Below are 14168 nucleotides of genomic sequence, written 5' to 3'. Positions count from 1 at the left end.
CGGCCCGGATTCACTATGCTTTCAGGCATTCTCGCCCGCGGTGACCCAGCCATGTTTCCAACTGCCCCAGCCATAAAACGTCAGTACCCGCTGCACTTTCATATCAGTGCGGTATTTACACTTTTACTGGTGCTGATGGCTGTTGCTCTTGGAGTGTTCAATTATCTGCAAACTACCCGGATCATTCTCGACAGCAGCCAGAAACTCTTTAGCCGGATCGAACAGGATGTACAACTGGATCTGCTGAACACTTACCAACCCATTCGACAAACATTGAACCTGCTGGCACTCAACCCCAATGCCACTACGGCCGCGTCAGAAAATCAAATGGGACTGCTTCAACCGTTCGTGCAAGCGCTGAAGGATCATCCCGCGTTATCGGCACTGTTCATGGGTGATAATCAGGGTAATTTTTTCCAGGTACGCCCCCTGAACAATCAGGCCATCAAAATCCGGATGAAGGCTCCCGATCAGGCGTCTTATGCCGTTTGGTCCATTCAGAGATCTGCCAACTCCAACGAAATCGAGTCAAAAAAGCTTTTCTTTGATGACTCTCTAACCTTGCTGCAAGAGCGCGTTGTACCCAATGAAACCTATGATCCACGGGAACGCAGCTGGTTTATCCCGGCGCGTGGCAATATCGACCAGACCACCACCAGCCCTTACCTGTTTTTCTCCACACAAGAAACGGGTACTACGCTCTCCAGACGCAGCTCGGCTAAATCCGTCATAGGTGCCGACCTGACCCTTTCGCAACTGTCCAGCACTCTGGCTGAACACCTGGTCACTCCCAATACGCAAATTGTCTTATTCGATACCGATGGCCGAGCGGTGGCGTACCCACACCTTGGCAAACCAGGGGACGGCAAAAACTCAAGGGAGTTGCCCCTCGTTACAGAGCTGAGTCCGGCCCTGAAACTGTTGCTCGACCAAGGTAGTCACGTTGGTCAGAGTCTGAACGACGGCAAGCACAACTGGATCGTTTCGCGAACAGATGTCAATGACGGGGGCGCCAACGGTCTTCAATTGGCCTTGATGGTGCCTGAGGATGAGTTACTGGCTGATGCCTACGAGCTTCGCTGGGAAGGTGCCCTGATGGCACTTGCCATACTTTTGTTATGCCTGCCTGTGGGCTGGCTGACTTCCCGAATACTGGTCAAGCCCTTGAAGGCCTTGGTGGAAGAGGCCGATGCCATTCGCCGCTTCGACTTCAACTACCCGGTCAATCAGCAATCGCCGGTGCTTGAAATTGACCAGCTGGCTATTTCCATGAGGCGAATGAAACAAACCCTCGCGAGTTTTTTCGAAATCACCGCAAGCCTCTCGGCCCACACCCGGTTTGAACCGCTATTACAGTCGGTTCTGGCTGAAACCACCAAAATTGGCCAGGCACAGGCGGGGCTGATCTACCTGACAGAGAGCGAAGGCACGCACCTGGAATTGAAAGGGGTGATTATCAATGAACAGCCTCAGGAGCTGCCCACCCATAGCCCTGTTAACCCGCAAAGCACTGAGTGGCTGCACACGTTGATAGAAGGAGGACATGACAGTGTCGTGCGTACTCTCGACTTCGATCAGGCTGGCGATTTGCAGTTCGTGATGAACGTGCTGGAAAGCACCAGCATCCACCTCATTGGCATCCGCCTGCATAACCGGCACGACGAGACAGTGGGTGTCCTGGCGCTGGTGTTAAATAACAGCGGCAAGAGTACTGATAACGATAATTTGCGATCCGACCGCATTGCGTTTATCCAGGCCGTTTCGGGCGCTGCCGCAGTCTCAATAGAAAGCCAGCGCCTGCAAGAGCGCCAAAAGCAATTGCTCAAGGCCTTTATTGAGCTGCTGGCCGGAGCTATCGACGCTAAAAGCCCTTACACCGGCAACCATTGCCAACGGGTTCCGGCACTCACCTTCATGCTGGCCGAAGCGGCTGCCGCGAGCCAGCAACCGCAATTCAGGCAGTACAACCCCACTGATGATGAATGGGAAGCGCTGCACATTGCCGCCTGGTTACATGACTGCGGAAAAATCACCACCCCCGAATATGTGGTCGATAAAGCCACTAAACTCGAAACCCTGTATGACCGCATTCACGAAATCCGCACCCGCTTTGAAGTCCTGAAACGCGATACCTGGGTTAACTACTGGCAAGCTCGGGCTTTGGGCGGCGATGAGCAACGACTGGCTGAATTGCGCGATACCTGCTTGCAGGAGCTCGATGATGACTTTGCATTTGTCGCCCACTGCAATGTGGGCGGCGAGAGCATGGCCCAGGAAGATTTGCAGCGTTTGACCCGCATTGCACAACGAACCTGGCTCCGTACCCTGGACGATCGGCTGGGCGTGTCCTGGGAAGAAAATAAACGCCAGGCATTGCGCGAAGAACACCCTCTTCCGGTCACGGAGTTGTTGCTCTCGGACAAGCCCGAACATTTATTCGTGCGCGATGAATCCGAAGTCATCACAACTGAAAATCACTGGGGTTTCAAACTTGATATACCGCGCTCCAAGTTCAATCGGGGCGAGTTATACAATCTGAGTATCACCCGCGGCACACTGACTGCCGAGGAACGCTACATCATCAACAATCACATCGTGCAAACCATCCTGATGCTCGACCGCCTGCCTTTCCCGAGCTATTTGGGCGACATCGCCGAATTGGCGGGTGGTCATCATGAAAAAATGGATGGCAGCGGTTATCCAAAACGCCTGAAGCGCGAGGACATGAGCCTGGCGGCCCGAATGATGGCAATTGCCGATATCTTCGAGGCATTGACCGCCTCGGACCGTCCGTACAAACGGGGCAAAACCTTGAGAGAGGCGTTGAACATCATGGCGGGCATGTGCCGCGATGCCCATATTGACCCTCAACTGTTCGAGCTGTTTATGCGCGAACAGGTCTTCATGCATTACGCCCGGCAATTCCTTGAGCCTCAACAGATCGACCAGGTGGATGTCGATGCCTTGCTGCTCAAGGCCGGGCTGACAGGCTAACGATCAGCAATCACTCAAACGCAAGAAGATCGCTGCCAGAGCTTCAACGCCTTGCCGGTCCTGCTCGGAAAACCTGCCGATGCTCGGGCTGTCCAGGTCCAGCACGCCGATCAGGCGACCGTCCTTGATCAAAGGCACCACCAGTTCGCTGTTGGAAGCACTGTCACAGGCAATATGCCCTGCGAATGCGTGTACATCCTCAACCCGCTGGGTTTGTCGGCTGGCGGCAGCAGCCCCGCAAACGCCACGCCCGAATGGAATACGGACGCACGCGATCTGGCCCTGAAATGGCCCCAACACCAACTCTTCGTTGCGGTTCAGGTAAAAACCGGCCCAATTCAAATCGTCCAGCTGGTGGTACAAAAAGGCCGAAAACTGTGCGGCGTTGGCAATAAAATCACGCTCATCCGCCAGTAAGGATTCCAGCTGCGCCTGTAGCAAGCCGTAGCCCTCCAGGCCTGCGCCAGTAGCATTCAAATCAATCATTGTTCTGCTCCAGTAACTTCAATCCAACCCAGTAGCGTGCAAACTGATAAGCGCAGCGACCATTACGGTTGCCACGTCCGGTCGCCCAGCGCACGGCCAGAATGTCCAGCGCTTCGTCACGCTGGCACTTCAAACCGGCTTTACCTGCCAGTACCTCGATCCAGTGTTCGACCACATTCAAGAAGTGCTCCTGGGTAAAGGGGTAGAACGACAACCAGAGGCCGAAACGATCCGACAATGCAATTTTGTCCTCCACCGCCTCGCTGGGGTGAAGCTCGCCATCGACGTTCTTCCAGTTCTCGTTGTCGCTTTCTTTTTCGGACACCAGGTGCCGGCGGTTCGAGGTCGCGTAAAGCAGGACGTTATCCGGAGCTTGTTCCAGCGAGCCGTCGAGCACACTTTTAAGTACCCGGAAGTCGCCTTCACCGGCGTCGAACGACAGATCATCGCAAAACAATATAAAACGCTGTTTCAACCCCTGGATCTGCTCGACCACACGCGGCAAATCGGCCAGGTGATCGCGTTCGATTTCAATCAGGCGCAACCCGGCCGGCGCGTACTCGGCAAGCAAGGCACGGATGATCGAAGACTTGCCCGTTCCGCGCGACCCCCAGAGCAAAGCATGGTTGGCCGGCAAACCGTTGAGAAATTGTTTAGTATTGCGGCCCAACTGATCGCGCTGGGTATCCACCCCGATCAGATCCGTAAGACGCATATCAAGGCTGACTTGCAACGGCATCAGATAACCCGAGCGACCTTCGCGCTGCCAGCGCGCGGCCAGGCAATCGTCCCAGTCAATCGGCTCGCGCTGCGCAGGCAGCAAGGGTTCGAGACGCGCCAGGACCGCTTCGGCCCGCTCCAGAAAGGCATACAGTTTAGAATCCACAACATCTCCTCTGACTGATACACAGTGATAGCGCATTGATATGGAGAGCGCCTTGCGCCCGACCATGAGGTGATTGATACAACCTGCCCGTAAATACTGCAGCTATGCCTGCCTGTTAAGCGGCTAATCGACTACTCTAGCCCGCCGAAGGGAAATGGAATCAGGTGCTGCACCCATGGACATAAAACTCACCCACCGCCTGTCTTTCAAACAGGCCAGGCTGACAGTGCTGGTCGGCTTTGTCCTGGGGACAATACTCAGTCTGCTGCAAATCGGTATGGATTATGCCAGCGAAAACGCAGCCATCAATCGTGAAATCGAATCCCTTTTAGATATCAGCCATAACCCGGCTTCACGCATTGCCTACAACCTGGACTCAGAACTCGCACAAGAGCTGGTTATGGGTCTGCTGCGCGCTCCTGCCATTACCGGCGTTCAAATCAGCGACAACGATAAAAACCTCCTGGCATCAGGCCAGGACCAGCCTGATACCGGCCGTTACCGGGCATTGAGTGATTTCCTGTTCGGCTCCATGCGCACCTTCGACGATCGGCTGTACTTCAGCCACTTGCCCGAACAAAGCGTGGGCGTATTGCACCTGGAGGTGGATACCTACCCGTTTGGCAGTCGCTTCCTGCACCGTGCCGAGCTCACACTGCTCAGTGGTTTTGCCAGAAGCCTGCTGCTGACCTTCATTCTTCTAGCGCTGTTTTACGTCATGCTGACCAAGCCGTTGGTACGGGTGATTGGCGAGCTCAGCAGGAGCAAGCCCGGTACCCCCAACCCATCGCGCATCGAGTGTCCGTGCGGGCATGAAGACGACGAAATCGGTGTATTGGTCAACGCAGCCAATCAGCAGTTTGACGCCGTAGCCCGTGAAATCGAACAGCGGCGCAACGCAGAAAACCGCCTGACCGAGTATTCGTCGCAGCTCGAAGACATGGTCAAGGCGCGCACCCAGGAACTGGAAGCCATCAATTCACGCCTCAGCCAATCCAACCAGGAGTTGGAAGCTGCCCGCAGTACAGCGCTGAAAATGGCCCAGGCGCGGTCGGCGTTTCTGGCCAACATGAGCCACGAAATACGCACGCCCCTAAACGGCCTGCTGGGCATGCTGGAGCTGTGTCTGGACAGCCCGCTCAACGCCGAGCAACTCCAGCAACTGTCCATCGCCCACGACTCGGGCAAGGTCCTGGTCGAACTGCTGAACGACATTCTTGACCTGTCAAAATTCGACGCCGGTAAATTGGAGCTTGAGCATATTGCCTTTGATCTCGGCACGCTGATTGAAGACACCGCCAACCTGTTATCGCAGAACGCAGCGCCCAGTGTAGAACTGACCTGCCTGATTGATCCGCTCTTCCCGACACTGGTTCTGGGGGACCCTACGCGAGTGCGCCAGATCGTCAGCAACCTTATGTCTAACGCGCTCAAGTTCACCCGGTTCGGACGCGTTGATGTTCGTCTCAGCGCGCACAACGACCAGGTAAGAATCGAGGTATGTGACACAGGCATCGGCATTGCCCAGGAAGCTCAGGCACGCATATTCAAGCCCTTCACCCAGGCCGGGGCCGGGATTACCCGGCAGTTTGGCGGCACAGGCCTGGGCCTGGCGCTGACCCGCAGCCTTTGCGAAGCCATGAACGGTCGCCTGACGATCAGTTCAGAAATAGGTTTCGGCAGCCAGTTTTGCGCCGAGTTGCCTTTGCCTTGCCACACGCCTGCTATCAAGCCAAAACCGTTGTCGGGCCGGATCATTGCCGTGAGCCCATCAGGTAGCGGCCTGGCTGAGTTGCTGAGCAGCTTTTTGCCTTTTTGGGGGCTGGAGTACCGGCGTTATTCCCTCGATGAATCACTGGCGGGTGTCAAACCGGATTTACTGATTACAGATTGCCCCGAATGCCTGTTTGGCCTGCGACCCACCATCAGTACCCCGATCTTGTTGGTCACCGCCTATGGCAATTTCATGCCGGGCGATCAGGTCAATGCACTGGCCCCCCTGCAACAAAAAGCCCGGCCTCTATCGCGCCACGCGCTGTATCAAACCTTGCAGCAGCTGCTGCAAAAAGAAGACGACTCTCATCCAAACAATCATTCCAGACGCTCGTTCGTCCCGCATCGCGCGCAGGTCTTGCTGGTTGAAGACAACCCGGTGAACCAGCTGGTTGCCAAGGGGATGCTCGGCAAACTTGGCTGTGACGTAGTGATTGCGGCCCATGGCGGCGAAGCCCTGAGCCAGCTGGAGCGCAGCAACTTTGATCTGGTGTTGATGGACTGCAACATGCCCGTCATGGATGGCTACGAAGCCACCCGGCAGATTCGCCAGAGTGGCCGCTGGCCGCAGTTGCCAATCGTTGCCTTGACCGCCAATGCCATGCCCGAAGAGCGCGAGCGCTGCCGCACGGCGGGGATGAACGACTACCTGGCCAAGCCCTTCCGCCGCGAAGAGCTCGAAGCCCTGCTCGACCTCTGGGTACCGTTGAACGCCTGAGCAGTGCAGGAGATTCAGGCTGTGGCAGTTTTTTGTAGCAGCGCTTCAATATCGGCCTTCAGCGCTTCGGGCTTGGTGGTCGGGGCGTAGCGTTTGACGTGCCCGTCCTGGCCAATCAAGAACTTGGTGAAATTCCACTTGATCCTTTCGGTCCCCAGTACCCCCGGCGCACGCTTTTTAAGCGCTACGAACAGTGGATGAGCCTGGCTGCCATTGACGTCGATCTTCTTGAACAGTGGAAAGCTCACACCGAAGTTCAGCTCGCAAAATTCGGAAATGGCTGCGTCATCACCGGGTTCCTGTTTGCCGAACTGATTGCAGGGAAAACCAAGAATCACCAGCCCCTGATCCTTGTATTGCTGCCACAACGCTTCAAGTCCCTTGTACTGGGGAGTGAATCCGCACTTGCTGGCGGTATTGACCACCAGCACCGCTTTACCCGGGTAGTCCGCCAGCGTCTTTTGCTCACCCCTGAGGGTGGTGCAGGGAATGTTGAGCACGTTGTCAGTCATGACGGAGCCTCTCCAGGTAGATTCAGGTGCGCGGAACCAGATCCAGGCATACCGAGTTGATGCAATAACGCAGCCCGGTCGGTGGCGGGCCATCAGGGAATACATGCCCGAGGTGGGCCTCACACTTGGCGCAAACCACTTCGGTGCGAACCATGCCGTGACTCACATCACGAATCTCGATCATGGCGCTGTCGCCAATCGGTTGATAAAAACTCGGCCAGCCGCAACCCGAATCAAACTTGGCGCTGGAATCAAACAGCGGTTCATTGCAGCAAACGCAGTGATAGACGCCATCGGTTTTGGTGGCGTTGTATTTACCCGAAAATGGCCGCTCCGTACCTTTGAGCCGGCACACGTTGTACTGCTCGGGGTCGAGCATGGCCTTCCACTCGTCGAGCGTTTTGTTCAACTTTTCCATGGTTCTGCCTCTGTAGCTGAAAAACCCTGCCCGGTGGCTTTTACAGGGGTCGGGGGGCACGTATGATTGCGCCTCGTTATTCGCCAGTCTGGCACCCGCTCTATCTGCATTCAAACGGATTCTTGAAGCAATGCGGTGTTTGCAAGGCAGGATTACCCAGTGCCGGGATTTCACGCGGCCTGGATCGTTCATTTTCGGGATCACATCGCCATGCAGGTCAGCAAATCAAACAAGCTCGCCAACGTCTGTTATGACATTCGCGGCCCAGTGCTCAAGCACGCCAAACGACTGGAGGAGGAAGGTCATCGCATCCTCAAGCTGAATATCGGCAACCCGGCGCCCTTTGGTTTTGAAGCGCCGGACGAAATCCTTCAGGACGTGATCCGCAATCTGCCCACTGCACAAGGCTACAGCGACTCCAAGGGTCTGTTCAGCGCGCGCAAGGCGGTCATGCAGTACTACCAGCAGAAACAGGTAGAAGGTGTCGGCATTGAAGACATCTATCTGGGCAACGGCGTCTCCGAACTGATCGTGATGTCACTGCAGGCACTGCTCAACAACGGTGACGAAGTTCTGGTGCCGGCACCGGACTACCCGCTGTGGACTGCGGCCGTGACCCTGGCCGGCGGTCATCCTGTGCACTACCTGTGTGATGAGCAAGCCAACTGGTGGCCTGACCTGGCTGATATCAAAGCCAAAATCACTCCCAACACCAAAGCCATGGTCATCATCAACCCGAACAACCCGACGGGTGCGGTGTATTCCAAGGAAGTGCTGCTGGGCATGCTGGAACTGGCGCGCCAGCACAATCTGGTGGTGTTCTCGGACGAGATTTACGACAAGATCCTGTACGACGACGCCGTGCACATTTGCACTGCCTCCCTGGCACCGGACCTGTTGTGCCTGACCTTCAACGGCTTGTCCAAGTCGTACCGGGTGGCGGGCTTCCGCTCAGGCTGGATCGCCATCTCCGGCCCCAAGCACAACGCACAAAGCTACATCGAAGGCATCGACATGCTGGCGAACATGCGCCTGTGCGCCAACGTGCCCAGCCAACATGCGATCCAGACGGCACTTGGCGGCTATCAGAGCATCAATGATCTGGTATTGCCCAACGGTCGCCTGCTCGAGCAGCGCAACCGCACCTGGGAACTGCTCAATGACATCCCCGGCGTCAGCTGCGTGAAGCCGATGGGCGCCCTGTATGCGTTCCCCCGCATAGACCCAAAAGTGTGCCCGATCCTGAACGACGAGAAATTCGTCCTGGACTTGCTGCTCTCGGAAAAGCTGCTGGTGGTTCAGGGTACCGCCTTCAACTGGCCATGGCCTGACCACTTCCGCGTCGTGACCTTGCCGCGAGTCGATGAACTGGACATGGCTATTGGTCGAATCGGTAATTTCCTGAAGTCCTACCGTCAGTAATGTCCTCACATGCTGTGCGAGCTTTGAAATGTCGCACAGCATGTGTCGAGTTAAATTTTATTCACCTGCGCCTCTCCACTGCCCTCGCACACCGCCCTGTCCACGCCCTGAAAAAACTTGCACCTAGTGTTTGCTGGGGCCCGATTGAATTTATACGCATAAAAAAACTCAATCGGGATTAGGAAATGACTGGCTTGTTACTAGAATCAATCTGCAGGACACAGTTTGAAATAGTCGCCCGGTTGAATAGCCTGTGGCAGCACCTTATATACCCGCATGCGGCAATACCTTTAAGACGAGGAGATTCTTACAACCATGATGCGCATTCTGCTGTTTTTGGCCACTAACCTGGCGGTCGTGCTGATTGCCAGCATTACCTTGAGCCTGTTCGGCTTTAACGGGTTCATGGCGGCCAACGGGGTTGATCTGAACCTCAGTCAGCTGTTGATATTCTGTGCGGTCTTTGGTTTTGCAGGGTCTTTGTTCTCGCTCTTCATCTCCAAATGGATGGCGAAGATGAGCACCAGCACCCAGGTGATCACCCAGCCCCGTACCCGCCATGAACAATGGTTGATGCAAACCGTTGAGCAACTGTCCCGCGAAGCAGGGATCAAGATGCCTGAAGTGGGTATTTTCCCGGCATACGAGGCTAACGCCTTCGCCACTGGCTGGAATAAAAACGATGCGTTGGTCGCTGTCAGCCAGGGTTTGCTGGAGCGCTTCTCGCCCGATGAAGTAAAAGCTGTATTGGCCCACGAGATCGGTCACGTTGCCAATGGCGACATGGTGACTCTGGCACTGGTGCAAGGCGTGGTGAACACCTTCGTCATGTTCTTCGCCCGCATCATCGGCAACTTTGTCGACAAAGTTATATTCAAGAACGATGAAGGCCGCGGTATTGCTTACTACGTCGCGACCATCTTCGCCGAACTGGTACTGGGCTTCCTCGCCAGCGCCATCGTGATGTGGTTCTCGCGCAAGCGTGAATTCCGGGCTGACGAAGCCGGCGCACAACTTGCCGGCACAACGGCCATGATCAGCGCCCTGCAGCGCCTGCGTTCCGAACAAGGCCTGCCAGTTCACATGCCTGACACCCTGGCGGCTTTCGGCATCAACGGCGGGCTCAAGCAAGGTCTGGCGCGGATGTTCATGAGCCATCCGCCTCTGGAAGAACGTATCGATGCACTGCGTCGCCGCGGCTGATAGCACGGCAACGTAAAAAGGGCGACTCCGGTCGCCCTTTTTCATGCCTGCAATTCAGGCGGTCTTGCACAGCCGGTACACCCTCTCCACCAGACGCGACGCCCCGCCTTTAAGGAACTTCCAGTTCTGACCCAGAACGTCCGGCTGCTCAACGATCTGCAGTGACCAGGCAGGCGCCAGCAATTGCTGTACCTCATCATCAGGCACCGAGAACGGAGGGCCTTTCATCTCGTGCTGATCGTAATCCAGGGTGATCAACAACCCCCTGCAGTCCCGGGGCAGGATTTGCGTCAGGTGCAAGGCATAGGCCTTACGCATTTGCGGCGGCAAAGCAATGATCGCCGCACGGTCATAAAGGCCTGCGCACCCGGCAACGTCTGCCGCACTCAAGGCAAAGAAGTCGCCGCACATGATCGTCACCGGGCCCGCCTCATACACCTTGAAGCCGCCTTGCTCACGAACCTGCGGCGTGACCCTCTGTTCGCTAAAGAACTGCTCCACCGCCGTTTGCGACAGCTCTACACCCAAGACCTCAAAGCCACTGGCCGCCAGCCAGCTCAGATCCAGGCTTTTACCGCACAAAGGCACCAGAGCCCGAGCGCCACGAGGCAATTCAAGTTGGGGCCATAGCCGTTCAAGGCAGGGATTGACTTGCTCCTGGTGGAAACCGATCTGATTACGCTGCCACCGGTCGTGCCAAAATTCAGGCTGCATGATTCACCTTTAAATTCGATCAATAAGCACTAAAACTTATATTGGATTTAGATCAATACCGGGTTGAAGATGGCACATCTTAACCCTGAGGCCCCATCCCATGCTGCCCAGCCTGTATATCTCACATGGTTCTCCCATGCTCGCACTTGAGCCCGGCGCCAGTGGCCCGGCACTCAAACGCCTGGCAGCCGAGCTACCCCGGCCAAAAGCCATCGTGCTGGTTTCTGCGCACTGGGAAAGCACCGACCTGCGGGTCGCAGGCAACCCCGAACCCGAGACCTGGCATGACTTTGGCGGCTTCCCGCCCGCTCTGTTTGCCGTGCAATACCCAGCCCCGGGTGATCCTGCCCTGGCCGCGCGCATTGTGGAACTGCTGGCCGAGCATGGCTTGGCGGCCCGTCTGGACGCACAACGGCCCTTTGACCACGGCACCTGGGTGCCCCTCTCGTTGATGTATCCGGCAGCCGACATTCCCGTAGTCCAGGTTTCATTGCCCAGTCAGCTCGGGCCTGCAGGCCTGACTGAAATCGGGCGCGCGCTGACAACCTTGCGTAGCGAAGGGGTCCTGATCATTGGGTCCGGCAGCATCACTCACAACCTGCGCGAGCTGGACTGGCACGCGGGCCCGGAAAGCATAGAGCCCTGGGCCAAAGCCTTTCGCGACTGGATGATCGAAAAACTTGCCGCTGACGACCAACCGGCGCTGCACCAATACCGGCAACTGGCGCCTTTTGCAGTTAAAAATCACCCCAGCGACGAACATCTCTTGCCGCTGTACTTCGCCCGCGGCGCAGGTGGCTCTTTCAGCATTGCCCACCAGGGCTGGACGCTGGGCGCGTTGGGGATGGATATCTACCGGTTCGGGTGACACCACGCACACCTTGCAATAACCGCCTTGCTTGCGGGGGAATCGCGAGCCAGCCCGCTCCCACCGTTTTATGGCGTTCGCCCCTCAAATTGCAGGCAAAAAAAATCCCCGAACCAGTCGGGGATTTTTTTAGCGATCAATCACAGCCAGGCAGTGATTAATCTTCGCGGTAGCGACGCAGCTTGAGCTGCTTGCCGGCAACGCGGGTGTCTTTGAGTTTGGCCAGCAAACTTTCCAGACCGACTTCCGGCAGCTCTACCAGGCTGAAGCTGTCACGCACCTGGATGCGACCGATTGCTTCACGTGCCAGGCCACCCTCGTTGAGGATAGCGCCCAGCAGGTTCTTGGCAGCGATACCATCACGCGCACCCAGCGCGGTACGGCAACGTGCACGGCCTTCGGCCAATGGAACCGGAGCACGACGCTCACGATCACCACGGTCCGGACGGTCGCCAGTACGCTCGGACGAACGCTCACGCGGTGCGCTGTTCGGCACCAGTGGACGGTCGCGTTCGATCGCAGCCAACGTCAGAGCCTGACCGTTGGTAGCTTTGCGCAACAGAGCAGCGGCCAGAGCACGCGGGCTGCAACCGATATCGGCAATCAGGCGATCCAGCAGATCACCGTGAGTCGATTCAGCGTCAGCAACCAGTGGCGTCAGGCTGTTGGTCAACTTCTTGATGCGGGCATCGAGAACAGCTTGGGCATCCGGCAGGCGGACTTCAGCAACCTTTTGACCGGTTACACGCTCGATCACTTGCAGCATGCGGCGCTCACGAGGAGTTACCAGCAACAGCGCGCGACCTTCGCGACCTGCACGGCCAGTACGGCCGATACGGTGAACGTAGGACTCTGGATCGTAAGGCATGTCAACGTTGAACACGTGAGTGATACGTGGAACATCAAGACCACGAGCCGCTACGTCGGTCGCTACAACGATGTCCAGACGGCCATCCTTGAGGGATTCGATAACGCGCTCACGTTGGTTCTGGGCAATGTCACCGTTCAGCGCAGCAGCTTTATAGCCTTTGGCTTCCAGGACACTTGCCAGATCCAGGGTCGCTTGCTTGGTACGTACGAACATGATCAGGGCGTCGAAATCTTCGACTTCCAGCAGGCTCAATACAGCCGAGGTCTTCTGGTCAGCGTGAACCAACAGGTGAGCCTGTTCGATCGCGGTAACGGTCTGAGTCTTGGTCTGGATTTTTACGTGTTGCGGATCGCGCAGATGGCGTTCGGCAATGGCACGGATCGACTGCGGCAGGGTAGCCGAGAACAATACGGTCTGACGGGTAGCAGGCAAAGCCTTGAAGATCGCTTCAAGGTCATCCATGAAGCCCAGCTTGAGCATTTCGTCAGCTTCGTCGAGAACCAGGTGGTTCACGGTTGCCAATACTTTTTCGTCACGACGCAAGTGGTCGCACAGACGGCCCGGAGTGGCGACAACAATCTGTGCGCCATTACGGATTGCTTTCAGTTGTGGACCCATAGGGGCGCCGCCGTAAACGGCCACAACGGTAACGCCAGGCATTTGCTTGGCATAAGTTTCGAAAGCGGTTGCTACTTGCAGCGCCAACTCACGGGTTGGCGCCAGGATCAGGGCTTGCGGCTCGCGCTTAGCAGGATCGATGCGATGCAGGATTGGCAGAGCGAACGCGGCGGTTTTACCCGTACCGGTTTGCGCCTGACCAATCATGTCGTGACCGGCCATAATGATCGGGATCGATTGCTGCTGAATAGCCGAAGGTTCTTCGTAGCCAGTCGCAATGACAGCTGCAAGAATGTTCGGATTAAGATTAAAAGCGGCGAAGCCGCCGGTTTCCTGGGTCATGGGTCTGCCTCTAAGTGCATCCGCAAAGACCCATGCTCCAAAGCTGCGCATGCCGTGTAAGACTCAAGAGTCGCCCTGGCTGCTTTGTCGGCGGGGATTTGCGAAAACGTTAAATGAATGGAGCGTTCAGGGTTGTCCGCGAAACGGACGAGCAGCCGAAGCGTGCTTCGGGAAATGCGACACCTAAACGTGGCCCGGCTAAAGGCCGGCGCGCACTATACCGGATTTATCAAAAAAAAGAAGCGTTTTTTTAAGACAAACTCGTCTGTATGCCTCTGCATACCGGGCTTCGGCGATATTTTCGCCCTTGTGAAATCGTTTCGCGCCTGCCCCTTCTGGGGCA

11 protein-coding genes are annotated in these 14168 nt (G+C 56.5%); 5 read left to right on the top strand and 6 right to left on the bottom strand.

All coding sequences use genetic code 11. The annotated features are described in order from the left end of the window. Positions 1-51: 51 nt before the first annotated feature. Positions 52-2994 (top strand): HD domain-containing phosphohydrolase, encoded by a 2943-nt coding sequence (locus ACP7BO_RS04620; protein WP_426208822.1) that lies wholly within the window; start codon positions 52-54, stop codon positions 2992-2994. A 3-nt stretch (positions 2995-2997) separates the two neighbouring features. Here the strand turns inward: ACP7BO_RS04620 and ACP7BO_RS04615 are convergent, their stop codons facing one another. After that, positions 2998-3480, bottom strand: coding sequence for a GAF domain-containing protein (locus tag ACP7BO_RS04615; protein ID WP_426208820.1), 483 nt, complete (start codon positions 3478-3480; stop codon positions 2998-3000). Next, a complete protein-coding gene (locus ACP7BO_RS04610) occupies positions 3473-4366 on the bottom strand; it encodes an ATP-binding protein (protein ID WP_060691193.1) in 894 nt (297 codons plus the stop codon). Before ACP7BO_RS04610 ends, ACP7BO_RS04615 begins: the two co-directional genes overlap by 8 nt. Before the next feature lie 175 nt (positions 4367-4541). On the opposite strand from ACP7BO_RS04610, the gene ACP7BO_RS04605 reads away from it, so the two are divergent. Beyond that, a complete protein-coding gene (locus tag ACP7BO_RS04605) occupies positions 4542-6857 on the top strand; it encodes a response regulator (protein WP_060691192.1) in 2316 nt (771 codons plus the stop codon). Positions 6858-6871: 14 nt separating this feature from the next. Here ACP7BO_RS04605 and ACP7BO_RS04600 read toward each other — a convergent pair whose 3' ends face one another. Further along, positions 6872-7369 (bottom strand): glutathione peroxidase, encoded by a 498-nt coding sequence (locus ACP7BO_RS04600; RefSeq protein ID WP_397456062.1) that lies wholly within the window; start codon positions 7367-7369, stop codon positions 6872-6874. Between the two features lie 22 nt (positions 7370-7391). Beyond that, positions 7392-7787 carry a peptide-methionine (R)-S-oxide reductase MsrB gene (msrB, locus tag ACP7BO_RS04595; protein ID WP_060691190.1) on the bottom strand — a complete coding sequence of 132 codons (396 nt, stop codon included), beginning with the start codon at positions 7785-7787 and terminating at the stop codon, positions 7392-7394. A gap of 210 nt (positions 7788-7997) precedes the next feature. Here msrB and ACP7BO_RS04590 point away from each other — a divergent pair, with 210 nt between their 5' ends. Together ACP7BO_RS04590 and htpX are read left to right on the top strand one after the other, a co-directional pair. Continuing rightward, entirely contained in the window at positions 7998-9209 is a 1212-nt protein-coding gene (locus tag ACP7BO_RS04590; RefSeq protein WP_426208924.1) for a pyridoxal phosphate-dependent aminotransferase, read from the top strand. A 315-nt stretch (positions 9210-9524) separates the two neighbouring features. Next, complete coding sequence (gene htpX / locus ACP7BO_RS04585; protein ID WP_060691189.1) at positions 9525-10412, top strand: protease HtpX; 888 nt, start codon at positions 9525-9527, stop codon at positions 10410-10412. A gap of 54 nt (positions 10413-10466) precedes the next feature. Here htpX and ACP7BO_RS04580 read toward each other — a convergent pair whose 3' ends face one another. Further along, positions 10467-11126, bottom strand: coding sequence for a thiopurine S-methyltransferase (locus ACP7BO_RS04580; protein ID WP_426208816.1), 660 nt, complete (start codon positions 11124-11126; stop codon positions 10467-10469). Between the two features lie 100 nt (positions 11127-11226). On the opposite strand from ACP7BO_RS04580, the gene ACP7BO_RS04575 reads away from it, so the two are divergent. After that, entirely contained in the window at positions 11227-11994 is a 768-nt protein-coding gene (locus ACP7BO_RS04575) for a DODA-type extradiol aromatic ring-opening family dioxygenase (protein ID WP_426208814.1), read from the top strand. A 157-nt stretch (positions 11995-12151) separates the two neighbouring features. On the opposite strand, the gene ACP7BO_RS04570 is transcribed toward ACP7BO_RS04575, so the two are convergent. Then, the gene (locus ACP7BO_RS04570; protein ID WP_426208812.1) at positions 12152-13825 is read right to left on the bottom strand and encodes a DEAD/DEAH box helicase; all 1674 of its coding nucleotides are present in this window, start codon (positions 13823-13825) and stop codon (positions 12152-12154) included. Positions 13826-14168 lie beyond the last annotated feature (343 nt).

The organism is Pseudomonas sp. TWR2-1-1 (genome assembly GCF_049897045.1).
GTDB lineage: Bacteria > Pseudomonadota > Gammaproteobacteria > Pseudomonadales > Pseudomonadaceae > Aquipseudomonas > Aquipseudomonas versuta.
The sequence above is the reverse complement of the archived record's forward strand: the minus strand, read 5'-3'. Positions and strand labels throughout refer to the sequence as shown.

Excerpts from the sequence above, each read along its gene's own strand:
- ACP7BO_RS04580 (WP_426208816.1), bottom strand. The coding sequence starts at position 11,126 with ATGCAGCCTGAATTTTGGCACGACCGGTGGCAGCGTAATCAGATCGGT.
- ACP7BO_RS04600 (WP_397456062.1), bottom strand. The coding sequence starts at position 7,369 with ATGACTGACAACGTGCTCAACATTCCCTGCACCACCCTCAGGGGTGAG.
- ACP7BO_RS04575 (WP_426208814.1), top strand. The coding sequence starts at position 11,227 with ATGCTGCCCAGCCTGTATATCTCACATGGTTCTCCCATGCTCGCACTT.
- ACP7BO_RS04615 (WP_426208820.1), bottom strand. The coding sequence starts at position 3,480 with ATGATTGATTTGAATGCTACTGGCGCAGGCCTGGAGGGCTACGGCTTG.
- msrB (WP_060691190.1), bottom strand. The coding sequence starts at position 7,787 with ATGGAAAAGTTGAACAAAACGCTCGACGAGTGGAAGGCCATGCTCGAC.
- ACP7BO_RS04590 (WP_426208924.1), top strand. The coding sequence starts at position 7,998 with ATGCAGGTCAGCAAATCAAACAAGCTCGCCAACGTCTGTTATGACATT.
- ACP7BO_RS04570 (WP_426208812.1), bottom strand. The coding sequence starts at position 13,825 with ATGACCCAGGAAACCGGCGGCTTCGCCGCTTTTAATCTTAATCCGAAC.
- ACP7BO_RS04605 (WP_060691192.1), top strand. The coding sequence starts at position 4,542 with ATGGACATAAAACTCACCCACCGCCTGTCTTTCAAACAGGCCAGGCTG.
- htpX (WP_060691189.1), top strand. The coding sequence starts at position 9,525 with ATGATGCGCATTCTGCTGTTTTTGGCCACTAACCTGGCGGTCGTGCTG.
- ACP7BO_RS04620 (WP_426208822.1), top strand. The coding sequence starts at position 52 with ATGTTTCCAACTGCCCCAGCCATAAAACGTCAGTACCCGCTGCACTTT.